The organism is Silvania sp., from assembly GCF_051656365.1.
In the GTDB taxonomy this organism is placed as follows: domain Bacteria; phylum Pseudomonadota; class Gammaproteobacteria; order Enterobacterales; family Enterobacteriaceae; genus Enterobacter; species Enterobacter hatchlandensis.
Genome location: NZ_JBOGBT010000088.1, coordinates 16,113 through 40,931 on the forward strand (window position 1 = coordinate 16,113; position 24,819 = coordinate 40,931).

The following is a 24,819-nucleotide window of genomic DNA, read 5'->3' on the forward strand; positions in this document are numbered from 1 at the left end:
CGTGACGGATAATCCAAATAAAAAATCGCTGTGGGACAAAATCCACATCGACCCGGCCATGCTGCTCATTCTGCTCGCCCTGTTGGTATACAGTGCGTTGGTCATCTGGAGCGCCAGCGGCCAGGACATCGGCATGATGGAGCGTAAGATCGGTCAGATTGCGATGGGTCTGGTGGTAATGGTGGTGATGGCGCAAATCCCGCCCCGCGTGTACGAAGGCTGGGCGCCCTATCTCTATATCATCTGTATTATTCTGCTGGTCGCAGTAGATGCCTTTGGCGCAATCTCCAAGGGCGCACAGCGCTGGCTCGATCTCGGCATCGTCCGTTTCCAGCCGTCTGAAATCGCCAAAATTGCCGTACCGCTGATGGTGGCGCGCTTTATCAACCGTGACGTCTGTCCGCCGTCGCTGAAGAACACCGGGATCGCGCTGGTACTGATCTTCATGCCTACGCTGCTGGTCGCCGCGCAGCCTGACCTCGGTACCTCTATCCTGGTCGCCCTGTCCGGCCTGTTCGTGCTGTTCCTCTCCGGGCTGAGCTGGCGCTTGATTGGCATTGCGGTAGTGCTGCTGGCCGCCTTTATCCCGATCCTGTGGTTCTTCCTGATGCACGACTATCAACGCCAGCGCGTGATGATGCTGCTGGATCCCGAAAGCGATCCGCTCGGGGCAGGCTATCATATTATACAATCGAAGATTGCAATCGGGTCCGGCGGACTGCGCGGCAAAGGCTGGCTGCATGGCACCCAGTCGCAGCTCGAATTTCTGCCTGAACGCCATACCGACTTTATCTTTGCGGTTCTGGCAGAAGAGCTAGGACTGGTCGGGATTTTAATCCTGCTGGCGCTGTACATCCTGTTAATCATGCGTGGATTGTGGATTGCCGCCCGTGCACAAACCACCTTTGGCCGCGTGATGGCTGGCGGTTTGATGTTGATTTTATTCGTTTATGTTTTCGTAAATATTGGTATGGTGAGCGGAATTCTGCCTGTTGTAGGCGTACCGCTTCCGCTGGTGAGTTACGGAGGCTCGGCACTGATCGTGCTAATGGCCGGGTTTGGGATCGTGATGTCGATTCATACCCACAGAAAAATGTTGTCGAAGAGCGTATAAGGGGAACGCAATGCGCAAGCAGTGGATTGGGATCTGCATCGCCGCGAGTTTACTGGCGGCCTGTACAAGTGACGATGGTCAGCAGCAAGCCACCGTCGCACCGCCGCAGCCGGCAGTGTGTAATGGTCCGATTGTTGAGATTAGCGGGGCCGATCCGCGTTTCGAACCGCTGAGCGCAACCGCCAATCAGGATTACGAGCGTGACGGTAAAGGCTACAAAATCGTGCAGGATCCTTCACGCTTTAGCCAGGCCGGTCTGGCGGCCATTTATGATGCCGAACCGGGCAGTAACCTGACCGCAAGCGGCGAGCCCTTCGACCCGATGCAGTTGACGGCCGCCCACCCAACGCTGCCGATCCCGAGCTATGCGCGTATTACCAACCTGGCGAACGGCCGGATGATCGTCGTGCGCATTAACGATCGTGGCCCGTACGGTAACGATCGTGCCATCTCTCTTTCCCGCGCGGCGGCAGACCGTCTGAACACGTCGAATAACACCAAAGTGCGGATCGACCCGATTATTGTCGCCCAGGACGGGAGTCTGTCCGGCCCGGGTATGGCCTGTACTACTGTGGCTAAGCAGACCTATGCTCTGCCTGCGCGTCCTGACCTGAACAGCGGCATGGGCAGTGCCTCATCCGCTCCTGAGCCGATGCCTGCCCAGGGTGATGTGCGCGCCATTAGTAACGATACGCTGAAAAGCGAAGACAGCATGGGTGCACCCGTCAGCAGCAGCGGATTCCTCGGCGCACCCACGACCCTCGCGTCTGGTGTACTCGAAGGCAGTGAACCCCCTGCCCCACAGCCGGTCGTTGCCGCACCGGTGACGCAAAATGCGCCTGTCACCGCGCCAGGCTCCACCCAGACACCTGTTGCGGCGCCGGTTTCCGCCAGCGGCAATTTCGTCGTCCAGGTGGGTGCCGTCAGCGATCAAGCGCGTGCCCAGCAGTATCAACAGCGCCTGAGCCAGCAATTTAGCGTGCCGGGCCGGGTTGAGCAAAATGGCGCCGTATGGCGTATCCAGCTCGGTCCATTTGCCAGCAAATCTGAGGCTGCATCCGTGCAACAACGTTTACAAAACGAAGCACAGTTGCAGTCCTTTATTGCTGTAATGAAATGATTAATCAGCGGTATCCGAATTGTCAGTATTTGTAATAGTGATTCACACTCTCATGCTGAAAGTCGGATGCCTGCCCCTATAGCATTTGCTATAGTAAGGCACTTTTTTTAATTCCATCACGGATGTCGTTGTTCTGACCATGAAGACCACTTTCTCCGCTCGTTTTATGCAGCGCATGGCGCTCGCTACGGCGCTTTGCGCAGCCTCGCTCTCTGTCGCGCACGCCGATGACCTGAATATCAAGACCATGATCCCAGGCGTTCCGCAGATCGACGCGGAATCCTACATCCTGATCGACTACAACTCCGGCAAAGTGTTGGCTGAACAGAACGCGGATTCACGACGCGACCCGGCCAGTCTGACCAAAATGATGACCAGCTATGTCATCGGTCAGGCCATGAAAGCAGGCAAATTCAAAGAGACTGACCTGGTCACCATCGGTAACGATGCGTGGGCAACCGGCAACCCGGTGTTCAAAGGTTCATCACTGATGTTCCTCAAGCCCGGGATGCAGGTGCCCGTCTCCCAGCTGATTCGTGGTATCAACCTGCAGTCCGGTAACGACGCCTGCGTGGCGATGGCCGATTTTGCTGCCGGAAGCCAGGATGCGTTCGTCGGTCTGATGAACAGCTACGTTAACGCACTGGGTCTGAAAAACAGCCACTTCCAGACGGTTCACGGCCTGGATGCAGACGGTCAGTACAGTTCCGCGCGCGACATGGCGTTAATTGGCCAGGCACTGATCCGCGATGTGCCGAATGAGTACACCATTTACAAAGAAAAAGAGTTCACCTTTAACGGAATCCGCCAGACTAACCGTAACGGTCTGCTATGGGATAACAGCCTGAACGTTGACGGCATCAAACCGGGCCATACCGATAAAGCCGGTTACAACCTGGTGGCGTCTGCCACCGAAGGCCAGATGCGTCTGATCTCTGCCGTGATGGGCGGACGCACCTTCAAAGGGCGTGAAACCGAAAGCAAGAAATTGCTGACCTGGGGCTTCCGCTTCTTCGAAACCGTTAACCCGCTGAAGGCAGGCAAAGAGTTCGCCTCTGAGCCGGTCTGGTTTGGTGATAACGATCGCGCTTCACTGGGTGTCGATAAAGACCTTTATCTGACTATCCCACGCGGTCGCATGAAAGATCTGAAAGCCAGCTATGTGCTGACCGCCAGCGAGCTGCACGCACCGCTGCAGAAAAACCAGGTGGTGGGCACCATCAACTTCCAGCTTGATGGCAAAACCATTGACCAGCGTCCGCTGGTGGTGCTGGATGAAATCCCGGAAGGCAATTTCTTCGGCAAAATCATTGATTACATTAAATTGATGTTCCATCACTGGTTTGGTTAAAAATTGAACACTTGAAAGTGTGATTTCCATCCCCATATACTAGGTAACCTGATAACTCCCACCCGCTGTGGGAGTTATTCTTTTTTGACGTACTGCCGGAGTTGACATGAAAACCAAACTTAACGAACTGCTTGAATTCCCTACACCCTTTACTTACAAAGTAATGGGGCAGGCGTTGCCTGAGCTGGTTGATCAGGTGGTTGAAGTGGTCCAGCGTCATGCGCCGGGTGACTACTCTCCGACGGTCAAACCAAGCAGCAAAGGGAACTACCACTCGGTTTCCATCACCATTACCGCCACGCATATTGAGCAGGTCGAGACGCTGTACGAAGAGCTCGGTAACATCGATATCGTGCGTATGGTGCTGTAACGCTTTCGGTTACCCGCATCGTCGGGTAACCCGTTTCCCCTCTGTGATATACTCCCCGCTACTTTTTTTCTTCGTTTCGGAGATGTCGTTTTGAATCAGGATACCCTCCTTATCCGCCATCTTGGGCTTCAGCCCTATGAACCCATTTCCCGGTCCATGCATGATTTCACGGACACGCGCGATGAAAACACGCAGGATGAAATCTGGCTGGTCGAGCATCCCCCTGTGTTTACCCAGGGTCAGGCAGGCAAAGCAGAGCATCTGTTGATGACGGGCGATATCCCGGTGATCCAGAGCGATCGCGGTGGTCAGGTGACCTATCACGGACCGGGTCAGCAGGTGATGTATGTCCTGCTGAACCTGAAGCGTAGAAAGCTCGGCGTGCGTGACCTGGTGACGCTGCTTGAGCAGACGGTGGTCAATACGCTGGCAGAATTTGATATCGATGCACATCCTCGCGCAGATGCACCTGGGGTTTACGTCGGTGAAAAGAAAATTTGTTCACTCGGTTTGCGTATTCGTAAAGGCTGCTCATTCCATGGTCTTGCATTGAATATTAATATGGATCTGGCACCTTTCCAGCGCATCAACCCCTGTGGCTACGCGGGCATGGAAATGGCGCAAATGTGCCAATGGGCAGAGAACATCACGCCTGATATTGTGCGGCCTCATTTAGTACATGCTTTTTTAGCACTGCTAAACAATCCATCGCATGAATATATCACGGCTTAATAATCTTGCCTGGATGGCTCATTGCGTTGATGAGCCATTTTTATTTCACGGTATTTATACTTTACAATAATCCCCGCTTTCTATATTTTCAAACCCCTTACTTTTCGCATAAAAGCGTCACATCCTGGCATTTCTCGCCATCTGTGGAGACTTGGCTGCACAAAAGCCATACGGCAAAATCATTGTGTCAGGTTAGTAATTTATGGATAACAGTACAAATATAACAATAAGCACAATATTTGATTTCGACTAATATAAACATTGTGTATAAACATGGAGTATCAGCGTGGATCCTAAAGAATTTCCTGAGAAACGGTTGAGTGAGCCAGGCGGTGAGGCCAAACCACAAATATTTCGGACTTTACGCAATATTGACCTCAATTTATTGACCATTTTTGAGGCCGTCTATGTTCACAAAGGTATCGTTAACGCTGCGAAAATTCTTAATCTCACGCCGTCAGCAATAAGCCAGTCGATTCAAAAACTGCGCGCAATATTCCCCGATCCGCTGTTTATCCGTAAAGGTCAGGGCGTCACCCCTACCGCCTATGCCACTCACCTGCACGAATATATCAGCCAGGGGCTGGAGTCTATTCTTGGCGCACTGGATCTTACTGGCAGCTATGATAAGCAGCGCACTATCACCATCGGCACCACCCCTTCTATCGGCGCACTGGTGATGCCGATTATTTACCAGGCGGTAAAGCGTGAGGCACCGCAGCTGTTGCTGCGCAACATTGCTATTGGCGATGGCGAAACGCAGCTGGGTCAGTTCCAGACCGACCTGATCGTGGACAGCAATACCCTGAACACGCGCGCGTTAAGCCACAATGTTCTGTTTACCGATCGGCTCCTGCTGGTGTGCCGTAAGCAGCATCCCGTCCTGAGCAAGACGGCGACAGTGGAAAATCTGCAAGAGTACGAGCAGACCCTACTGGTGCTGGAAGGACAGAACATGAACGCATTGCGCCTGCGGGTTAACGACATTTTTCCGGAGCGTCAGGTCACCTTCAGCAGTTACAATATGTTTACGATTGCCGCCCTGATCGGCAGCAGCGATCTGATTGGCATCATCCCGGCGCGCCTGTTTAACCTGCTGCGCCAGTGCTGGCCGCTGGAACAGATCCCCTTCACGCCTTTGAATGAAGAAACCGTCGATATTTCGCTGTATTACAATAAACTGAGCCTGCGCGATCCGGTTCTCGAAAACGTCATTAATGTCATCAGCGAGGCGTTCTGATGCGCCCCCACACCCAGTGAGCCTGCGCTACGCAGGCCGAAAGGCACTAAACAACAACTATTTTACAATTTGGCGACCCGGCAGGCTGCTTTATCGGCCGTTTCAATGATATACTGCCTGTCGTTCATTCAAATATAGTTGATAAATACAACACTCCTTTGAATTGAAACGCTTTCCTTCGATATTCGCAACTGGAACACGCACGCTATGAGTAAACCCATTGTGATGGAACGCGGTGTTAAATACCGCGACGCCGATAAAATGGCCCTAATCCCGGTTAAAAACGTGGCTACGGAGCGCGAAGCGCTGTTAAGAAAACCGGCATGGATGAAAATCAAACTTCCGGCGGACTCTTCGCGTATTCAGGGAATCAAAGCGGCGATGCGCAAAAACGGCCTTCACTCCGTTTGTGAAGAAGCCTCCTGCCCTAACCTTGCTGAATGTTTTAACCACGGTACCGCAACGTTCATGATCCTTGGCGCCATTTGTACCCGCCGCTGCCCGTTCTGTGACGTTGCCCATGGTCGTCCTGTGACCCCTGATGTGAATGAACCGCAGAAGCTGGCACAGACGATCGCCGACATGGCCCTGCGCTACGTAGTGATCACCTCCGTTGACCGCGACGATCTGCGCGACGGCGGTGCCCAGCACTTTGCTGAATGTATCAGCGCCATTCGTGAAAAAAGCCCGAGCATCAAAATCGAAACGCTGGTGCCTGACTTCCGTGGCCGTATGGACCGTGCGCTGGATATTCTCAACGCCACGCCGCCAGACGTGTTCAACCACAACCTGGAAAACGTTCCGCGCCTGTATCGCCAGGTTCGTCCGGGCGCTGACTACAACTGGTCCCTTAAGCTGCTGGAGCGTTTTAAAGAAGCGCACCCGGAGATCCCAACCAAGTCAGGTCTGATGGTTGGTCTGGGTGAAACCAACACAGAGATCGTTGAAGTGATGCGCGACCTGCGTCGCCACGGCGTGACCATGCTAACGCTGGGCCAGTATCTCCAGCCGAGCCGTCACCACCTACCGGTGCAGCGTTATGTGAGCCCGGAAGAGTTTGACGAAATGAAAGCCGAAGCGATGGCGATGGGCTTTACCCATGCTGCCTGCGGCCCGTTCGTGCGTTCGTCTTACCACGCCGATATGCAGGCGAAAGGCGAAGAGGTGAAGTAAGCCAGTCACATACGCTTACAGTTCACCCATAAAAAAACCGGCCAGAGCCGGTTTTTTTTATGCTGCACGCCGTGAAGCGTTGCCGTTACTCTTTGTGAGAGAGTTTTTCGGCGGCAATATCAGCATCGGCCGTTTTCTTCGCCGTTGCATCGTCGTCATTCATCGCTTTTTTAAAGCCTTTAATGGCTGCACCCAGGTCTCCGCCCAGCGTACGTAACTTTTTGGTACCAAACAGCAGAACGACCAGCGCGGCCACTACCAGCAGTTTGGTAATACTAATCTCACCCATAGATACCTTCTTGACTTAAAACAGGCTGCGTTTCGTGCCGTAAAAACCCGAGAGTATTAACGGTCATTTGACGCCCGCACACAATAGCAATCTGTAACAAGGTGAATCAAGCCCTGTTTAAAAAACGTCATAGTAATTGCGGTGGCGCAAAGCGTCGGTTGCGCAGCACCGGTAATTGCTGGCGCGCAAGCGCGATGCGTGCCGGGCTTATCTCCGCAATCAACAGCGCGGGCGCTTCTGCCGCAGCCGCGACCGTCACCCCCATCGGGTCGATAATACGGCTCTGGCCTATATTTTTGTTACCGCACTCCCCGGCCGCCACCATATAACAGGTCGTATCCAACGCGCGGGCGGCCAGCAGCGTGGCCCAGTGATGTTCCTTTAGCGGCCCCCTGACCCAGGCTGCGGGCAGCACCAGCACCTCGGCACCAGCCAGCGCCAGATTCAAGGCCATTTCCGGGAAGCGTAAATCGTAACAGGTCATTAACCCCAGGTGGATCCCGTCGATCTCAATCAGCGGCGGAACTATCGTCCCGGCATCCACTAGCCTGGATTCCTGAATACTGAACGCATCGTAAAGATGTAGCTTGGCATACTGCTCAACGATGTTCCCGGCACGCAGTACCACCAGTGTGTTGATCGCCCGCCCAGCAGTTGACGGGACATGCACGGTCAACACGGTCGTCAGATTATTACACGCACTCTCTTCCAGCAGCCTGGTTAAAAAACCGCCGTCAAGGAGCTGCGCCGATTTCACCGACAGATCTGGATCGTTATCATCCCGCGCCAGTAGCGCTTCGGGCAGCACCAGCAGCGATGCACCCTGCTGATGTGCCTGACTCATCAGCGAGACGCAGGTTTCGGCATTGTTTTGCCAGTCCGCTGATACCGCAAATTGTCCAACCGCCACGTACATATTTTCACCCTGCCTCAAACGGCGTTACACTGATTGCTCTTATACATCAAACAGCAGGTACTGTTCGTGTTTCAACTACTTTTAGCCGTTTTTATCGGCGGGGGCACAGGAAGTGTCGCACGCTGGCTGTTGAGCATGCGCTTCAACACCATGCATCACATGATCCCTGTCGGCACGCTGACGGCCAACCTTATCGGTGCCTTTATCATTGGCCTGGGTCTGGCATGGTTTAACAGAATGACCCACATCGACCCAGTGTGGAAGCTGCTGATCACCACTGGTTTTTGCGGTGGCCTGACCACATTTTCCACCTTCTCGGCCGAAGTGGTGTTTCTGCTGCAGGATGGACGTGCTGCGTGGGCGTTGCTCAATATCGCGGTCAACCTGCTGGGGTCACTGATGATGACCGCGCTCGCATTTTGGTTAATTTCTGCGGTTAATGCTCACTAAAACAGGCGGGCGTTAATGTTAGCTTAATTTTTCTCTGGCACCCTTGAGGCAATATAACGAAAGGGTGACGTAATGAAAGAGAATATGGTCAGCGCAGGAATGGTGGTGTTAAGTGTATTAATCGTCGCCAGCTTTGTGAAAATTTATATGTTCGGCTGATGCAGAGCGAAAAAAACCCGCTCATTGAGCGGGTTTTGAATTCTTGCTGGTCTCGTCTGAATTACAGAGCGATGACGTTAGCAGCAGAAGGGCCTTTGGCACCGTTAGTGATTTCGAACTCAACGCGCTGGCCTTCAGCCAGGGTTTTGAAACCATTAGTCTGGATTGCAGAGAAGTGTACGAACACATCTTTGCTGCCATCTTCCGGAGTAATGAAACCGAATCCTTTGGATTCATTAAACCACTTAACGTTACCTTTAATCTTAGACATCAAAATTACCTTTACATGAAAAATGGACACAAATGCTGTGTCGGGTATCAGTACAACAATTGTGAGCGGTTTTGTCCAGCGCCTTTTTGAAGAAAAGTGACAAAAGTCGCGTTAATTTTCGGAGGGCAATTTTTATTCTTTACTATTCAAAGTGTGGCTATTAAATCACCAATACGTAAAGTTTTTTCAGTTAAAACTGAAAGCGCATCCAGGCAAAGAAGACGTTACCGTTGTTATAGGTTCCCGGTATGTAAGTCATCTGGAAGGTTGCCGGACCATACCCCACGGAGGCCAGAGGTAACACCAGCGGCACAGGGATGTAATTCCAGTTATCACGCGCCGTCACGGCCGCGGTAAATCCGGCACCCAGATGGAAATTCTCATCGGCGAGTGGACGCCAGGTTTTTTCCCAGCCGTAGCCGCCTATCGGCTCCCACTTGTTGTACGAGTCTTTGAATGCCATGACGTACAGGCCATGCCAGTTGCCCTTTTCATCCCAGCGCGACTGGCCAAATCCCGCGCCCCACGGACGCTCGTTGTAGCGATCGGTTTTCTCTTTATCGTAGGCAAAGCGGGCATGCCAGGTGATCGCCGGCACATACAGATCGTAATGCTGGGGCTGTTCCCAGGTCGTTTTCGCATTATTACCGACGGTTTTTACCCAGTCTCTAAAGGGCTTTACTTTATCGGCAATAGCATGGGCCGGAAAAGTCACCGGCCCTAAAATAAAAGTAAAAATCAGTAAATATTTATTAATTATTGTCACAATACCATTACCACTTTTATATACGGTACCTATACCGGCATAGAATAGTTGAATGACATCGCAACACCATTGGTTGAAATCTGAATTATTAAGCGTAATTAATCAGAATACTCCTGGGGGAGTAAGAATGCGCCGCCAATATTGACAGCGCATAAGTGAAAAATTAACGCTGATGCAATAGCTTATAGAGCGCAGGAATAACCAGCATTGATAACAACGGTGCACTGACCATCCCACCGATCATCGGGGCAGCGATGCGCTGCATCACCTCTGCACCGCTGCCGCCGCCCCACATCACGGGTAACAGCCCTGCCATGATGGTGGCGACGGTCATCACTTTAGGGCGCACGCGCAGGACCGCACCTTCATGAATCGCACGCATCAGCTGCGCGTTTCCACCGTGGGGATCGCGGGCATGATATTTATCCAGCGCCTGATTGAGATACAACACCATAATAACGCCGAACTCCGCCGAGACGCCGGCAAGGGCAATAAATCCAACGGCTCCCGCCACCGATAGATTATAATCCAGTAGCCATAACAGCCAGACGCCGCCAATCAGCGAAAAAGGCAATGTCCCCATAATCATAAGCACATCTGAAATACGTTTGAAGGTTAGCCACAGCAGCACAAAAATAATCATCAAGGTGATTGGCAGAACTATTTTCAGCTTCGCCGTAGCCCGCTCAAGATATTCAAACTGCCCGGACCAGGCGAGCGTGATCCCTTGCGGCAGCGTCACCTGCTCCGCTACGCGCTGCTGCATCTCTTCCACGGCTGACTTCAGATCCCGGCCCCGCAGATCGACGTATATCCAGTTCGAGAGGCGCGCATTTTCACTTTTCAGCATCGGCGGCCCCTCGGTCACCACAATATCCGCCAGCTCCCCGAGCGCAATCTGACTGCCGTTGGCCGCCACCACCGGCAGTGCCCGCAGCTTATCGACGCTGTCCCGGCTGTCGCGTGGATAGCGCAGATTGATGGGATAGCGCTCGCGTCCGAGGATCACCTCTCCCACGTTATCCCCACCCACCAGCGTCGCTACCAGACTTTGCAGTTCATCCACCGAGACGCCGTAACGCGCGGCCTTCTGGCGATCGATGCGGATATCCACATAGCGCCCACCCGCCAGCCGCTCCGCCAGAGCCGAAGTGACGCCCGGCACCTGCTTCACCACCTGCTCAATCTGCTGGGCAATGCGCTCGATGTCGGCAAGATTGCTGCCGTTCACCTTGATCCCCACCGGACTCTTTATTCCGGTCGCCAGCATGTCGAGCCGGTTACGTACCGGCGGTACCCAGACGTTGGCAATCCCCGGCACCGAGACGGTACGATCCAGCTCCTCAACCAGCTTCTCCGGCGTCATTCCGGCTCGCCACTGGTCCCGGGGCTTAAAGTGAATGGTCGTTTCCAGCATCGTGAGCGGCGCGGGATCGGTAGCCGTCTCCGCGCGCCCGGCCTTACCAAACACCGTCGCCACCTCCGGCACGCTTTTAATCAGCCTGTCGGTCTGCTGCAGCAGGCGGGCCGCTTCCCGGGCGGAGATCCCCGGCAGGGTTGATGGCATATACAGCAGGTCACCTTCGTTGAGCGGCGGCATAAATTCGCTCCCCAGCTGACTCAGCGGCCAGAGCGTCGCCAGCAGCAACACGCCCGCCAACGTCAGCGTCACTTTCGGAAAGCGCAGCACCCTGTCCAGCAGCGGCTCGTACAGGCGGATCAGCACCCGGTTGATCGGGTTCGCTTTTTCATCCGGAATACGTCCACGAATGAAATAGCCCATCAGCACCGGCACCAGGGTGATGCCCAGCCCTGCCGCCACCGCCATCGCCCAGGTTTTGGTGAACGCCAGCGGAGCAAACATTCGCCCTTCCTGCGCCTCGAGTGAAAACACCGGAATAAACGACAGGGTGATGATCAGCAGGCTGCAGAATAGCGCCGGTCCCACCTCGACAGCCGCACGCTCCGCCAGACGCCAGTAGTCACCCGAGTTCGGCTCCTGACCGGGGTTATCGTGACGCCACTGTTCCAGCACCTTGTGCATGTTCTCGATCATCACAATCGCCGCATCGACCATTGCCCCAATGGCGATGGCAATTCCCCCCAGCGACATAATATTGGCGTTGATCCCCTGATAGTGCATGACCACAAACGCGCCCAGGATACCCAACGGCAGCGAAACCACCGCCACCAGCGCCGAACGGAAGTGGAACAGGAACAGGGCGCAAACCACCACCACAACTGCGAATTCCTCCAGCAGCTTGTGGGTCAGGGTTTTGACGGAGTCCTCAATCAGCGCAGAGCGGTCGTACACCGGCACAATCTCCACCCCTTGCGGCAAGGTTTTTTGCAGCTCGCTTAGCTTCGCTTTGACCGCATGCAGCGTCTGGAGCGCATTCTGGCCGTAGCGCATTACCACCACGCCACCGGCCACTTCGCCCTCGCCATTCAGCTCGGCTATGCCGCGGCGTATCTCCGGGCCGTAGCCGACGCTCGCCACATCGCCGAGCAGTACCGGCACGCCTTCACGGCTTTCGATCACCACGTTGCGAAAATCCTCCAGCGAGCGCAAATAGCCCGTGGTGCGCACCATGTACTCCGCCTCGCCCCTCTCCAGCAGCGCCCCGCCGCCCTCTTTATTGGCCGCCTGCAGGGCTGCGACGATCTGCCCGTGGGTGATGTTCAGGGCCCGCATTTTTGCCGGATCGGCAACCACCTGATACTGGCGCACCATGCCGCCGATACTGGCCACTTCCGAGACATTAGCCACGCTTTTCAGCTCGAACTTCAGGGTCCAGTCCTGCAGCGCACGTAAATCAGCCAGGCTATGCTTGCCGCTGCGATCGACAAGGGCATACTCGTAGATCCAACCCACCCCGGTGGCATCGGGGCCCAGCGAGACGTTCACCCCCGCCGGAAGCTGGGACTGCACCTGGCTCAGGTATTCCAGCACCCGCGAGCGTGCCCAGTACAGGTCGGTGCCGTCCTCAAACAGCACGTAGACGTAAGCATCGCCAAACATCGAAAAACCGCGCACGGTTTTCGCCCCAGGCACCGAGAGCATCGACGTCGTCAGCGGCCAGGTGACCTGATCCTCAATCACCTGCGGCGCTTTGCCCGGGAAGCTGGCGCGCACAATTACCTGCACGTCAGAGAGATCCGGCAGAGCATCCAGCGGGGCGCGTTGCACCGCCCAGATCCCCCAGCCCGCCATCATCAGGGCTGCAAGGATCACCAGCAGCCGGTTGCGCAGTGAGGCTCTGATTACCGCCGCGATCATTTCGCCACCTCCGGCAGCGCGCTGCGCAGGCTGGCTTCAGAGTCAATCAGGAACTGCCCGGAACTCACCACGCTATCCCCCTCCTTCACGCCAGAACGGATCTCGGTCCAGCCCTGGGCGGTAAGCCCGGTCTCCACCACCACCGGCTGAAAATAGCCGTTACCGCTGGCAAGCAGCAGACGTTTTGCGCTTCCGGTATCGATAACCGCCTCTTCCGGTACCGCCAACACCGGTGCGCTCAACAGGGATTGCGCCCGGGAGACGCTCAGGAACATGCCGGGTTTCAGCTTGCGTTGTGGGTTATCCACCAGAATACGGGCTTTCAGCGTACGGGTGGCGGTGTCCATCTGCGGCAACACCTCGCTGACCCGCCCCGGAAAACGCTCACCCGGCCAGCTCTCAGACGTCGCGATTAGCTCGCTGCCCACGCTCAGGGCCTGCGCCTGCGACTGAGGATAATCAATCACCAGCCAGACCGGGTCGAGACGCGCCATTTCAAACAGCGAGGTCATCGCCGCCACCTGCGCCCCTTCACGCACGTCCAGTTTTGCGACGTAGCCTGCATGCTGCGACCTGAGCGTCAACGAGGTCTGGGGCTTCCCGCTGCGATCCAGGGCGCGGATCACCTCCTCGGGCATAAACTGCAGCTGCAGCCGTTCCCGGGCCGCGCGGGTTAACGCCGCATCACCCAGCGCGCGCACCGCCAGATACTCCTGCTGGGCCTGCGTCCACTGGGGGATCCACAGCTGGGCCAGCGGCTCACCGGCTTTAACCTGCTGGAGCGGCGCCCGGACGTACAGTTTTGCGACCACTCCGGCTGCGGGGGCGGCGATCACCGTGATGCTGCGTTCATCCGGGGCGATGGTGGCAAACGCCCGGAACGGGGATTCCAGCTGGCGCCTCTGCACCTGCACGGTTTTCATGCCCAGATTTTGCTGCTGGGCGGCGCTGATCCCCACCCCTGGCGTCTCGTCGACTTCATCGGCATAGCGCGGGACCAGATCCATCTCCATAAACGGCGAGCGCCCCGGTTTATCGAAGCGCTGGCCCGGTACCATTGGGTCGTACCAGTAAAGCACTTTTCGCTCGGCGGGTGCGGGTGCTGCGACGACGTGGGATGACTGGCGCAGTCCCGCGTAATAGCCTCCTGCTACCAGCATCAGCGCCAGCAGTACGGCAAAGCCTGTTTTAATCTTCATGCTAACTCCTGCGGGATTAACCATTGGATCGCCGCCCAGGTTCGCGCCATCTCGCGCTCGGCCTGATTGACCGCCAGTTCACTGTCGAGCACGCTGCGCCGGGCCTCAAGCAGCGCGGGCAGCTCGGACTGACCGGCGCGGTATTGCGCCGTCAGCAACGCCAGACGTTGATGCTGCAGGGGCAGGATCTCGTCGCGCTGACGCTGCCACAGGGCTTGCGCGGCCTGATACTGCGCCACCAGCGACTGCACCTGGGCGATATGCGCGCGCTTAATCAGCGTGAGCTCGTCTACCGCCTGCAAAGAGCGGGAGACATCTGCGGCATAGTCTTTGTCCTGGCGTCGCGACTGGAACAGCGGCAGATCGACCGTGAACATCACCCCGGCCATATCGTCATACCCTTCGGCGCGATGAGCGTAGAAAACCTCCACATCCACGTCGGGAAGGGCTGCCACCGCCGACTGCGCCGAGCGGGCTTTTGCCGTTTCGGCTTCACGCAGCGCGGCTTCTACCTCCGGGTGACGCGTAATGGCCTCTTCCAGCTGGCTGACCTCGGCCGGTAGCCGCTGATAGCGCGGCAGCGGTCCGCCGACGTCGTCAATCCCTTGGCCGGTTAGCTGCAGCAGCTGGCTTTGCGCCAGCTGAACATCCCGCTTCGCCAGCGTGACTTTGTCCCGCATCGCGCTGAGCGCCATCCTCAGGGTCAGGACGCTGTCCGGGGTGGCACTGCCCGCCCCAACGCTGGCCTTTTGCAGAGGGAACTGACGCTCGGTTTCGTTAACCAGCCGGGTGGCGGTTTTCAGCGCCTGCTGCGCCAGGGCCAGATCCAGCCACGCCTGAGCGGTGTCACGCTGAAGACCCGCGCGCACCGCCTCGCCTTTTGCCAGCACGCCCCGGGCCTGCGCCTGCAGGGTCTGGGCTTTACGCTCCCGCTTTTCGTGGCTGACGTAGCTCTGCATGATCCCGACCCGCTGCATGGTCATCCCTTCGCGGGTCAGCCGCTGGTCGTTACTGCCCTGAACGGGCACGTTTTCGATGCCGAATTTCAGTTTGGGATCGGGCAACTGGGTGGCGGAATCCGCCATCGCATCCAGCGCCTGAGCCTCGTTACGGCTGGCGGAGAGGGCCGCTGAATAGCGTTGTGCTTCGGTCAGGGTTTGCTCTAGCGTCCACGGCGCGGCCTGCCCGGCGGCACTGATAAGCCCGAGCATCACCCCACCGAGCCACATGCTCAGTGTCTGTTTTTTCATGGGATCCTCGCCTTAGCGCAGCGGCGTGAGCGAGATTATCTGAAAGCCGTCACCCGCCCGCACCAGCGTGAAGGCCACCTGCTCGCCCGGTTTAATGGCGCGCAGATCGACATCAGCGGATAAGGCAAACGGCATGGTCATGGCGGGCCATTTCAGCGCCGGGATAGCCTCATGCTGGATCACCACCGACTGGGGGGCAATCTTCTGCACAACGCCCTGGCCCTGCCACTGCTGGCCGGTCGGAGAGACACTCGCGTTCGCCTGAACGGAAAGGAAAGAAACGGAAAGGCACGCGCCAAGCAGCGCGGAAAAGAGTAAAGCACGCATGATAAAGCTCCTGTTAAACGTAAATTAGAATTAAATCAACTAATTAACAGGTTTTTATTCCCGAAACCGGCAATAGCGAATCGTTGCCGGTGGCCCCACGGCAGGCGGGGTGACGACCCGGTATGACGCAGTATGTTCCACGCAGTCCGGGGCATTGAGGGTTACCGTCATGGCGGCAGGAAGGGCCGCCAGCTGTGGATGACCGGAATCTTTTTGTACCTGATCCGGGACGCAGTGCTTTTCACACAGGCCCGAAGACGACGGCGCAGCGTGATGCTGCGGCATTGTCATCATCTCCATATGCTGGAGCGTGGCCGTCTCACCGCGTAAATCGATTGTGCAATCGTGCGAGGCAACCGCCACCTGACTCTGGATCAGCAGCCAGCCGAAGGCCAACATCAGCGTGAGCAGATGTTTCTTCAGAAAGCGCAGGCGATAAATCCAGCTGGCGGACATGGCGGCATCTAAGGTGGCAAAAAGAGGCCCGAGTATAAGCAGGGATATTTCTACAGCTCAAGTCATTTAACGTTATTTACGTTTTAAGCCCGCGCGAGAAGCGTAAATTATTGGCGAACGCCCCTTTAGTAGTAGATTTATTGATTTTAGTCAGCAATGCTGGCGCAATATTTGGGCACATTTTGTCACCTTATTTTATTGCTTATTTATCCTTGCGCTCTGGGGCGTCGGGAGACAGGGGAATTCATGCAAATCTTCATCGAGCTACTCATTGGGGTAGTGGTCATTGTTGGCGTCGCGCGCTACATCATCAAAGGCTATTCCGCGACCGGCGTATTATTCGTCGGCGGTCTGGCGTTACTGATTATCAGCGCCCTGATGGGCCATAAGGTACTGCCAGCCAGCGCCACCAGCACGGGCTACACCGCCACGGATATCGTCGAGTACATCAAAATCCTGCTGATGAGCCGCGGTGGCGATCTTGGGATGATGATCATGATGCTCTGCGGGTTTGCCGCCTACATGACCCACATCGGCGCCAATGATATGGTCGTGAAGCTGGCCTCGAAACCGCTGAGCTACATCAACTCCCCTTATCTGCTGATGATTGCCGCCTATTTCGTTGCCTGCCTGATGTCGCTGGCAGTCTCCTCGGCAACCGGCCTTGGCGTGTTGCTGATGGCGACCCTGTTCCCGGTAATGGTTAACGTGGGCATCAGCCGCGGTGCGGCGGCGGCCATTTGTGCCTCCCCGGCGGCCATTATTCTCTCCCCGACCTCCGGTGACGTGGTGCTGGCGGCCAAAGCGGCCGAGATGCCGCTAATCGACTTCGCCTTCAAAACCACCCTGCCAATCTCCATCGCCGCTATTATCGGCATGGCCGTGGCGCACTTCTTCTGGCAACGCTATCTCGATAAAAAAGAGAACATCTCCCACGAGAGACTCGACGTCAGCGAAATCACCACCACCGCACCTTCCTTCTACGCCATCCTGCCGTTTACACCGATTATCGGGGTACTGATTTTCGACGGCAAATGGGGCCCGGAACTGCACATCATCACCATTCTGGTGATCTGCATGCTGCTGGCGGCGATCCTGGAATTTGTGCGTGGCTTCAATACCCAGAACGTGTTCAGCGGGCTGGAAGTGGCCTATCGCGGGATGGCGGATGCCTTCGCCGGCGTGGTGATGCTGCTGGTAGCCGCCGGTGTCTTTGCCCAGGGGCTGAGCACCATCGGCTTTATTCAGAGCCTGATCGCCATCGCCACCTCGTTCGGTTCAGCGAGTATCATCCTGATGCTGGTGCTGGTGGTCCTGACCATGCTGGCGGCGATGACCACCGGTTCCGGTAACGCACCGTTCTATGCCTTTGTGGAGATGATCCCGAAACTGGCGCACTCCTCCGGTATTAACCCGGCTTACCTGACCATTCCGATGCTGCAGGCCTCCAACCTGGGCCGTACCATTTCGCCTGTTTCAGGCGTTGTGGTCGCGGTGGCCGGGATGGCAAAAATCTCACCCTTTGAAGTGGTGAAACGCACCTCCGTTCCGGTGCTGGTCGGGCTGCTGATCGTGATTATCGCTACCGAAGTGCTGGTGCCTGGCACCGCCGTCGGTTAACACCCTGCCCCTCAGAAAGCGCCTACGGGCGCTTTTTGTGCTTTAATAAGCTCCAGCACGACTGTGCTTTCAACCACCAGGACTTCACATGATCAGGAAAGATTTCGTTTTCGCTGTCAGCGCAACCGCGGTTGCGCTGTGCGCGCTCCCCGCGCAGGCCGACCCGCTTCAGGCAACGCAGTACGCGGATTTTGACCGCTACGTGTTGGCCCTCTCGTGGCAGTCAGGCTTTTGCCAGAGCCTGCATGACCGCCACCGCGACGCCCCCGATGAGTGCCGCCTGCAAAAAGAGCGCGCCGATAAAACCTCTATCCTGACCGTACATGGTCTGTGGCCGGGTTTACCGAAATCCATAGCCGCACGGGGCGTTGATGAACGTCGCTGGATGCGCTTCGGCTGCGCGACGCGTCCGATCCCCAATATGCCGGAAGCGAAAGCAAGCCGGAAATGTGATGCGGCAGAAACCGGTCTGTCGCTGACGGGCGCGGCAAAGCTCAATGAGGTGATGCCCGGTGCGGGCGGGAATTCTTGCCTGGAGCGCTACGAATATGCCAAACACGGCGTCTGCTTCGGCTTCGACCCGGATGCCTATTTTGGCACCATGGTGCGGATGAATCAGGAAGTGAAAGCCAGCCCGCTGGGGCTGTTTTTAGCGGAAAACTACGGCAAAACCGTCACCCGCAGCACCTTCGATGCCGCCGTCGCCAGAAGCTGGGGCCCGCAAACGGTCAAAGCCGTGAAGCTAAGCTGCAGCGGCAACCCGGCGTATCTTACCGAAATACAGATATCGCTCACCGCCGCCAGCATCAACGTCCCGCTGGCGACCGGCTCTTTTGCACCGCAGCCGCATCCGGGTAACTGCGGTAAACAGTTTGTGATCGATAAAATCGGCTACTGACGAGCGTCCGGGCGGACCAGATCAAACCGCTGATCCTCGCTCACCGCAAAATACGCCGTCGGGCCACCGGCACGCAGCACCGGCTGCGCTTTTGCCGTCTGGTAGATACCCTCCTGCAGCAGGCTTTCGTCAATGTGGATGCCAACCACTTCCCCCAGCACCAGCCAGGTATCGATCGGCGTTCCGCCGGCAGCCGTCAGTTGAATGCATTGCGACAGGCGGCATTCAAAGTTAACCGGACTTTGCGCGACGCGTGGCACCTTAACGACCCGGCTCTCGGCCTTGCTCAGACCGGCGCGCACAAATTCGTCCTCACCGTGCGGCAGGCTGGCGGAGGTTTCGTTCATGGCGCTGGCCAGCTCACGGGTGGTGAGGTTCCAGACAAACTCGCCCGTTTCAACGATATTGCGCACGCTGTCTTTCCAGCCGGTGCTGGCAAAGCCAATAATCGGCGGATGATAATTGAAGCAGTTAAAAAAACTATAAGGCGCCAGATTCGGGCGGCCTTCGGCGTCACATGAGGCAATCCACCCGATGGGACGTGGCCCGACAATGGCGTTTAAGGGATCGTGCGGCAGGCCGTGTCCCTGGGAAGGTTGGTAAAAGTACATAGTGCTCTCGGGAAGAATAACGGATTAACACCGGCAGGCACGGATTACGCTTCGCTCATCCCCCTGCCCCAGGAGGATCAGCGTAACGCAATCCGTAGAAAATTAAGACTGAATAAACTGCAGCAGGTCTTCGTTAATTTGCTGTTTATGGGTTGTGCAGATGCCATGCGGCGCGCCGGGATACACCTTCAGCTGTCCGTCTGGCAGGAGCGTCACCGCCACCTTACCGCAGGTTTCGAACGGCACGATCTGATCGTCGTCGCCGTGAATGACCAGCGTCGGGAGGGTCATTTTGCGCAGGTCTTCCCGCAGATCGGTTTCTGAGAAGGCCGCGATGCAGTCATAGAGCCCCTTGATTGACCCCTGCAGCCCCTGCACGGTAAAGCTTTCGCGCACAGCGATGGATTCGCTGGCCCCCGACCGGTTATAGCCATAAAACGCCGCGCTCAGTTCGTAGAAAAAGGCACCACGATCCTTCACCACGCCGTCGCGGATACCGTCAAACACCGCTTTCGGCACCCCGTCCGGGTTAAAATCGGTCTTGATCATGATTGGCGTCACCGCGCTTATCAGCACCGCTTTTGCTACCCGCTCAGTGCCGTGACGGCCGATGTAGCGCGCCACTTCGCCCCCGCCCGTCGAGTGTCCGACGTGAACGGCATCTTTCAGGTTCAGGTGCGCCGTCAGCTCAGCCAGATCGTCCGCGTACTGATCCATGTTGTTGCCGTCCCAGGTCTGGGCGGAACGACCGTGCCCGCGTCGGTCATGCGCAATCACGCGAAAACCCTGTGACCCCAGAAATAACATCTGATCTTCAAAGGCATCTGCCGTGAGTGGCCAGCCGTGGCTGAACACAATCGGCTGTCCGCTGCCCCAGTCTTTGAAATGCAAATAGCTGCCGTCTTTCAGGGTAACTTTGTCGTAATCGCTCATGAGATCTCCTAAAACGGAACACAACCGCAGGTGGGCGCTTGCTACAGGCGCTTAAAAAGGATAATTCAAATCGGCCAACGATCACGTTTTTCGCGCAAAATTCATACGAAAGTACCCGTTCACGCCTTCGGGAAAAATCCACGCTGCGAATGTGACATCCATCACTTCAAACCCGGGCGCAGAGTCAGTATCATCAGAGGCAGTTAAACCCTCGCTAGCGGATAGCGAGGGTTTTCTTTTGGCATCTCTTCTGCGGTTGTCGCAGCATAAACGACATGGAGTAAACAATGTCCAGACCCACCATTATCATTAACGAACTCGATGCCGAACGTATCGACCGCCTGCTGGAGCAACCGGCCTTTGCCTCGTTGCCGGTTGCAGAAGCGCTGAACGCCGAACTGGATCGCGCGCAGATGTGCGCCCCGCAGGACATGCCGCATAACGTGGTGACCATGAACAGCCAGGTGCGCTTTCGCGATTTGACCACCGGCGAGGAACGCACCCGCACGCTGGTCTATCCGAATCAGATGACGGACAGCGCGACCCAGCTTTCGGTGCTGGCACCGGTAGGGGCGGCGTTGATTGGCCTGCGCACCGGCGACACCATCCACTGGGAGCTGCCGGGCGGAACCTCCACCCATCTCGAGGTGCTGGAGCTTATCTTTCAGCCTGAAGCCGCCGGGGAATACCAGCGCTAATCCCATCTGACAAGCGTTAACCCGCTTTGCCCAGAGGATGCATCTGCATCCTCTTTCTGTCTTCAGAGAGTGGCAGCCGGTGGCATCGCATTGACGAGCCCCGTTACGCGTTCTTTAGCCACTTGCGGGCTGTGCGCTCCCGGCACCAGAATGATCTTCCGGCACTCTTCCTGGCGCTTCTCGAAGATCTCATACCCGCGGGCCGCCTCTTCAAACGGCAGATAGTGGGTCACAATCTCCTCCGGCGTGAGCAGCCCTTGCTCAATCAGCGGCAGCAGTTCCCCAAGCCAGGCGTGAACGTTCGTCTGCCCCATTTTAAACGTCAGCCCTTTATCAAAGGCATCGCCAAACAGAAAACCGTGGATAAAACCAGCGTACACGCCGGGCACGCTGACCACCCCGCCGCGCCTCACAGCGGCAATACACTGGCGCAACGCTTTACCGCTGCTACCTTCCAGCTTTAGGGTGGTGAGTACCGTTTCGGTGGTACTGCCTTTCGCTTCGAACCCGACCGCATCGATCACCGCATCCACCCCGCGATGGCCTGCCGTCTGGGCGATAATTTTTTCCGCCGCGTCATCGTCTACGTCAAAGTTGACAGGGATCGCGCCATAGCGTTGCTCGGCGAAACGCAGCCGGTAGTCGTGATGGTCGACGACAAAAATTTGCTCGGCACCGAGCAGCCGCGCGCAGGCGATGGTCAGCAATCCCACCGGTCCGGCACCGAATACCGCCACGCTGCTGCCTTTTTCAATCTGCGCATTTTTGGCCGCCTGCCAGGCGGTAGGCAGAATATCTGACAGGAACAGCGCTTTGTCATCCGACAGCAGCGGCGGCACTTTAAACGGCCCGACGTTGCCTTTTGGCACCCGCACATATTCCGCCTGACCGCCGGGCACGCCGCCGTACAGGTGGCTGTAGCCAAACAGCGCGGCGGGGGCCGGGATCTGTTTTTTATTCAGGGCCGCGCCCTGCCCGCTGTTGGTCGTTTCACAGGCGGCGTACTGATGCATGCGACAGAAAAAGCAGTCGCCACAGGCAATGACGAAGGGGATCACCACCCGGTCGCCCTTACGCAGATCTTTCACCTCGCGTCCGGTCTCCACCACCTCACCCATAAATTCATGACCAAAAATATCGCCGTGCTTTACCTGCGGGATCTTGCCGCGATAGAGATGCAAATCCGACCCGCAGATCGCGGTGGCGGTGATGCGCAGAATAATATCGTCAGCGTGCTCAATAATCGGATCGGGAACGTTTTCAACGCGAACGCTGTGTGGACCGTGATACGTCAATGCTTTCATGCGACCTCCGGATAACAGTGAAAAAGCGCGTGTTAACCTTAAAAGGGTAGCCATCTGCGGCGATAACCCGGGGAAAGCGTCCGCTTTGAGATTATTCCTGGAGAGCGTCAACAGGGAACGATAGACCGCAAGTTTAAAAACTGCCAACCACCTATCAGAAACAAATAATATTTTATGATTGAATGAATTTAGTGAAAGTAAACAGGGAGAAACGGGTATGTATCAGACAATCATTATGCCGGTGGATGTTTTTGAGATGGAGCTTAGCGATAAGGCGATTCGCCACGCGGAGTTTCTGGCGCAGCAGGATGGCATCATTCATTTAATTCATGTTCTACCGGGCTCGGCCAGCTTTGGTCTGCACCGCTTTGCTGCCGATATGCGGCGTTTCGAAGATCATATTCAGCACGAAGCGCAGACCCGGCTGCAGTCGATGGTCGGCCATTTCAGCATCGACCCGTCACGGATTAAAACCCATGTCTGTTTTGGTCATGTGCGCGATGTGGTAAACGAGGTGGCTACCGAAATGCACGCGGATATCGTGGTAATAGGTTCACGTAACCCTTCGATTTCCACCCATCTGCTGGGATCGAATGCCTCAAGCGTGGTCCGCCACGCCAATATTCCGGTGCTGGTGGTGAGGTAAAAAAAAGAGGCTACCGTCAGGTAGCCTCTTAGCATTGCAGGTGTGTCTTACGTTCTTTTTATTTGCTGCGAATCAGATAATCAAACGAACTCAGTGATGCTTTCGCCCCTTCGCCGGTGGCAATAATAATCTGCTTGTACGGCACGGTGGTGCAGTCACCCGCTGCAAAGATGCCTTTCACGCTGGTTTCACATTTGGCGTCGATGATGATCTCGCCCATGCGGTTACGCTCAATTGCGCCCTCCAGCCAGGTGGTATTCGGCAGCAGACCAATCTGCACGAAGATCCCGGAAAGCAGAACGTTATGAACGTCGCCGCTGACGCGGTCACGGTACTCAATCCCGGTCACTTTGCTGCCATCGCCTTTCACTTCGGTGGTCTGCGCGTTCAGGATGATATCGACGTTGCCCAGGCTGCGCACTTTATCCTGCAGCACCTGGTCAGCTTTCATTTCTGGTGCGAACTCCAGCAGCGTCACATGCTCAACGATACCGGCCAGATCAATTGCCGCTTCGACACCGGAGTTACCGCCGCCGATCACCGCTACGCGCTTGCCTTTAAACAGCGGGCCGTCGCAGTGCGGACAGTAGGTGACGCCCTTAGTACGATACTGATCCTCGCCTGGCACGTTCATGTTGCGCCATTTTGCACCGGTCGCAATGATAATGCTGCGCGCTTTCAGCACCGCGCCTGACGCAGTTTCAATCTGATGCAAGCCGCCTTCATGCCCCGCCGGTACCAGTTTGCTGGCGCTCTGGCTATCGATCACATCCACTTCATAGTCGCTGACGTGCGCTTTCAGGGCACCCGCCAGCTTCTGACCCTCGGTTTTTGGTACGGAGATATAGTTTTCGATATCCACCGTATCCAGCACCTGGCCACCAAAACGTTCGCCCATCAGGCCGGTACGGATACCTTTACGCGCTGAGTATACCGCCGCCGCCGCACCTGCCGGGCCGGAGCCAACAATCAATACATCGTAAGCATCACGCTTGTTCAGCTCTTCCGCCGCACGTTTTTCGGCACCGGTATCCACTTTGGCAACGATTTCCGCCAGCGTCATACGGCCCTGACCAAACTCTTTACCGTTCATAAATACCGCCGGAACGCCCATCACGTTACGATCGGTGATTTCGTTCTGGAACACACCGCCGTCAATCGCGGTGTGTTTGATGCGCGGGTTCAGGACTGACATCAGGTTCAGCGCCTGCACCACGTCCGGGCAGTTGTGACAGGAGAGCGAATAATAGGTTTCAAACTCAAAATCGCCGTCGATATCGCGGATCTGCTCCAGCAGCGTCTGAGCCTCTTTTGACGGATGACCACCGATCCACAGCAGCGCCAGCACCAGGGAGGTAAATTCATGTCCCAGCGGAGAACCAGCAAAGCGCGGGCCCTGGGTGGAACCAGGATTGACGATCGCGAACGACGGCTTGCGCACCGGCAGGCTGTTGTCTTCGGTGAAGGTCACTTTAGGTGACAGTTCGGCAATCTCAGCCAGCAGTTCCTTGATTTCTGCCGATTTAGCGCTGTCATCCAGCGTGGCAATCAGCTCAACAGGTTTGGTCAGCTTCTCAAGGTAAGCCTTGAGCTGGGTTTTCATGTTGGTGTCGAGCATCGTTATCTCCTGCTAATGAAAACATCAT

Annotated in this window: 25 protein-coding genes; 12 read left to right on the plus strand and 13 right to left on the minus strand. The window is 56.3% G+C overall.

The window, feature by feature from the left end:
- Nucleotide 1: 1 nt before the first annotated feature.
- From mrdB to lipA, 7 genes are all read left to right on the plus strand, one after another.
- On the plus strand, nt 2-1,114 hold the full coding sequence (gene mrdB / locus ACRDD5_RS16550) for a peptidoglycan glycosyltransferase MrdB (RefSeq protein ID WP_271283545.1): 1,113 nt from the start codon (nt 2-4) through the stop codon (nt 1,112-1,114).
- A gap of 10 nt (nt 1,115-1,124) precedes the next feature.
- Nucleotides 1,125-2,234 (plus strand): endolytic peptidoglycan transglycosylase RlpA, encoded by a 1,110-nt coding sequence (gene rlpA / locus ACRDD5_RS16555; RefSeq protein WP_438677378.1) that lies wholly within the window; start codon nt 1,125-1,127, stop codon nt 2,232-2,234.
- A gap of 139 nt (nt 2,235-2,373) precedes the next feature.
- On the plus strand, nt 2,374-3,585 hold the full coding sequence (gene dacA / locus ACRDD5_RS16560; RefSeq protein ID WP_438677379.1) for a D-alanyl-D-alanine carboxypeptidase DacA: 1,212 nt from the start codon (nt 2,374-2,376) through the stop codon (nt 3,583-3,585).
- Between the two features lie 106 nt (nt 3,586-3,691).
- Nucleotides 3,692-3,955, plus strand: coding sequence for a DUF493 family protein YbeD (gene ybeD / locus ACRDD5_RS16565; protein WP_003022706.1), 264 nt, complete (start codon nt 3,692-3,694; stop codon nt 3,953-3,955).
- 90 nt (nt 3,956-4,045) lie between these two features.
- Nucleotides 4,046-4,687 (plus strand): lipoyl(octanoyl) transferase LipB, encoded by a 642-nt coding sequence (gene lipB / locus ACRDD5_RS16570; RefSeq protein WP_438677380.1) that lies wholly within the window; start codon nt 4,046-4,048, stop codon nt 4,685-4,687.
- Between the two features lie 286 nt (nt 4,688-4,973).
- Entirely contained in the window at nt 4,974-5,927 is a 954-nt protein-coding gene (locus ACRDD5_RS16575) for a YbeF family transcriptional regulator (RefSeq protein WP_271283541.1), read from the plus strand.
- 207 nt (nt 5,928-6,134) lie between these two features.
- Nucleotides 6,135-7,100, plus strand: coding sequence for a lipoyl synthase (gene lipA, locus ACRDD5_RS16580; RefSeq protein ID WP_438677381.1), 966 nt, complete (start codon nt 6,135-6,137; stop codon nt 7,098-7,100).
- A gap of 85 nt (nt 7,101-7,185) precedes the next feature.
- Here the strand turns inward: lipA and tatE are convergent, their stop codons facing one another.
- Both tatE and ACRDD5_RS16590 read right to left on the minus strand, forming a co-directional pair.
- Nucleotides 7,186-7,389, minus strand: coding sequence for a twin-arginine translocase subunit TatE (gene tatE / locus ACRDD5_RS16585; protein WP_039031370.1), 204 nt, complete (start codon nt 7,387-7,389; stop codon nt 7,186-7,188).
- 127 nt (nt 7,390-7,516) lie between these two features.
- Nucleotides 7,517-8,305 carry a deaminated glutathione amidase gene (locus ACRDD5_RS16590; protein WP_438677382.1) on the minus strand — a complete coding sequence of 263 codons (789 nt, stop codon included), beginning with the start codon at nt 8,303-8,305 and terminating at the stop codon, nt 7,517-7,519.
- 66 nt (nt 8,306-8,371) lie between these two features.
- Here ACRDD5_RS16590 and crcB point away from each other — a divergent pair, with 66 nt between their 5' ends.
- The gene (gene crcB, locus ACRDD5_RS16595; RefSeq protein WP_438677383.1) at nt 8,372-8,755 is read left to right on the plus strand and encodes a fluoride efflux transporter CrcB; all 384 of its coding nucleotides are present in this window, start codon (nt 8,372-8,374) and stop codon (nt 8,753-8,755) included.
- 220 nt (nt 8,756-8,975) lie between these two features.
- On the opposite strand, the gene cspE is transcribed toward crcB, so the two are convergent.
- The 7 genes from cspE to ACRDD5_RS16630 all read right to left on the minus strand — a co-directional run bounded on the left by cspE (nt 8,976) and on the right by ACRDD5_RS16630 (nt 16,463).
- Nucleotides 8,976-9,185: a transcription antiterminator/RNA stability regulator CspE gene (gene cspE / locus ACRDD5_RS16600; RefSeq protein ID WP_000034825.1), complete on the minus strand. Its 210-nt coding sequence runs from the start codon at nt 9,183-9,185 to the stop codon at nt 8,976-8,978.
- A 190-nt stretch (nt 9,186-9,375) separates the two neighbouring features.
- The gene (pagP, locus tag ACRDD5_RS16605; RefSeq protein WP_418939615.1) at nt 9,376-9,954 is read right to left on the minus strand and encodes a lipid IV(A) palmitoyltransferase PagP; all 579 of its coding nucleotides are present in this window, start codon (nt 9,952-9,954) and stop codon (nt 9,376-9,378) included.
- Nucleotides 9,955-10,114: 160 nt separating this feature from the next.
- Nucleotides 10,115-13,231 carry an efflux RND transporter permease subunit gene (locus ACRDD5_RS16610; RefSeq protein WP_438677384.1) on the minus strand — a complete coding sequence of 1,039 codons (3,117 nt, stop codon included), beginning with the start codon at nt 13,229-13,231 and terminating at the stop codon, nt 10,115-10,117.
- A complete protein-coding gene (locus ACRDD5_RS16615) occupies nt 13,228-14,430 on the minus strand; it encodes an efflux RND transporter periplasmic adaptor subunit (protein WP_438677385.1) in 1,203 nt (400 codons plus the stop codon). The genes ACRDD5_RS16610 and ACRDD5_RS16615 overlap by 4 nt, the downstream gene beginning before the upstream one ends.
- Entirely contained in the window at nt 14,427-15,680 is a 1,254-nt protein-coding gene (locus ACRDD5_RS16620; protein ID WP_271283534.1) for a TolC family protein, read from the minus strand. The genes ACRDD5_RS16615 and ACRDD5_RS16620 overlap by 4 nt, the downstream gene beginning before the upstream one ends.
- Nucleotides 15,681-15,692: 12 nt before the next feature.
- On the minus strand, nt 15,693-16,007 hold the full coding sequence (locus ACRDD5_RS16625) for a copper-binding protein (RefSeq protein WP_438677386.1): 315 nt from the start codon (nt 16,005-16,007) through the stop codon (nt 15,693-15,695).
- Nucleotides 16,008-16,061: 54 nt separating this feature from the next.
- Nucleotides 16,062-16,463: a hypothetical protein gene (locus ACRDD5_RS16630; RefSeq protein ID WP_438677387.1), complete on the minus strand. Its 402-nt coding sequence runs from the start codon at nt 16,461-16,463 to the stop codon at nt 16,062-16,064.
- A gap of 246 nt (nt 16,464-16,709) precedes the next feature.
- Between ACRDD5_RS16630 and dcuC the strand changes: the two genes are divergently transcribed.
- Together dcuC and rna are read left to right on the plus strand one after the other, a co-directional pair.
- Nucleotides 16,710-18,083: an anaerobic C4-dicarboxylate transporter DcuC gene (dcuC, locus tag ACRDD5_RS16635; protein WP_438677388.1), complete on the plus strand. Its 1,374-nt coding sequence runs from the start codon at nt 16,710-16,712 to the stop codon at nt 18,081-18,083.
- A gap of 88 nt (nt 18,084-18,171) precedes the next feature.
- Nucleotides 18,172-18,981 carry a ribonuclease I gene (rna, locus tag ACRDD5_RS16640; protein ID WP_438677389.1) on the plus strand — a complete coding sequence of 270 codons (810 nt, stop codon included), beginning with the start codon at nt 18,172-18,174 and terminating at the stop codon, nt 18,979-18,981.
- Here rna and ACRDD5_RS16645 read toward each other — a convergent pair.
- The gene (locus ACRDD5_RS16645) at nt 18,975-19,592 is read right to left on the minus strand and encodes a flavin reductase family protein (protein WP_271283529.1); all 618 of its coding nucleotides are present in this window, start codon (nt 19,590-19,592) and stop codon (nt 18,975-18,977) included. The two genes, rna and ACRDD5_RS16645, sit on opposite strands and share 7 nt — an antisense overlap.
- A gap of 102 nt (nt 19,593-19,694) precedes the next feature.
- Nucleotides 19,695-20,525, minus strand: coding sequence for an alpha/beta fold hydrolase (locus tag ACRDD5_RS16650; protein ID WP_271283528.1), 831 nt, complete (start codon nt 20,523-20,525; stop codon nt 19,695-19,697).
- A gap of 287 nt (nt 20,526-20,812) precedes the next feature.
- Here ACRDD5_RS16650 and rnk point away from each other — a divergent pair, with 287 nt between their 5' ends.
- Nucleotides 20,813-21,223 (plus strand): nucleoside diphosphate kinase regulator, encoded by a 411-nt coding sequence (gene rnk / locus ACRDD5_RS16655; protein WP_438677390.1) that lies wholly within the window; start codon nt 20,813-20,815, stop codon nt 21,221-21,223.
- Between the two features lie 62 nt (nt 21,224-21,285).
- Here the strand turns inward: rnk and ACRDD5_RS16660 are convergent, their stop codons facing one another.
- On the minus strand, nt 21,286-22,527 hold the full coding sequence (locus ACRDD5_RS16660; RefSeq protein ID WP_271283526.1) for a zinc-dependent alcohol dehydrogenase: 1,242 nt from the start codon (nt 22,525-22,527) through the stop codon (nt 21,286-21,288).
- Between the two features lie 217 nt (nt 22,528-22,744).
- Here ACRDD5_RS16660 and uspG point away from each other — a divergent pair, with 217 nt between their 5' ends.
- Nucleotides 22,745-23,173: a universal stress protein UspG gene (gene uspG / locus ACRDD5_RS16665; protein ID WP_438677391.1), complete on the plus strand. Its 429-nt coding sequence runs from the start codon at nt 22,745-22,747 to the stop codon at nt 23,171-23,173.
- 58 nt (nt 23,174-23,231) lie between these two features.
- Here the strand turns inward: uspG and ahpF are convergent, their stop codons facing one another.
- Complete coding sequence (gene ahpF, locus ACRDD5_RS16670) at nt 23,232-24,791, minus strand: alkyl hydroperoxide reductase subunit F (RefSeq protein WP_438677392.1); 1,560 nt, start codon at nt 24,789-24,791, stop codon at nt 23,232-23,234.
- Between the last annotated feature and the right edge of the window lie 28 nt (nt 24,792-24,819).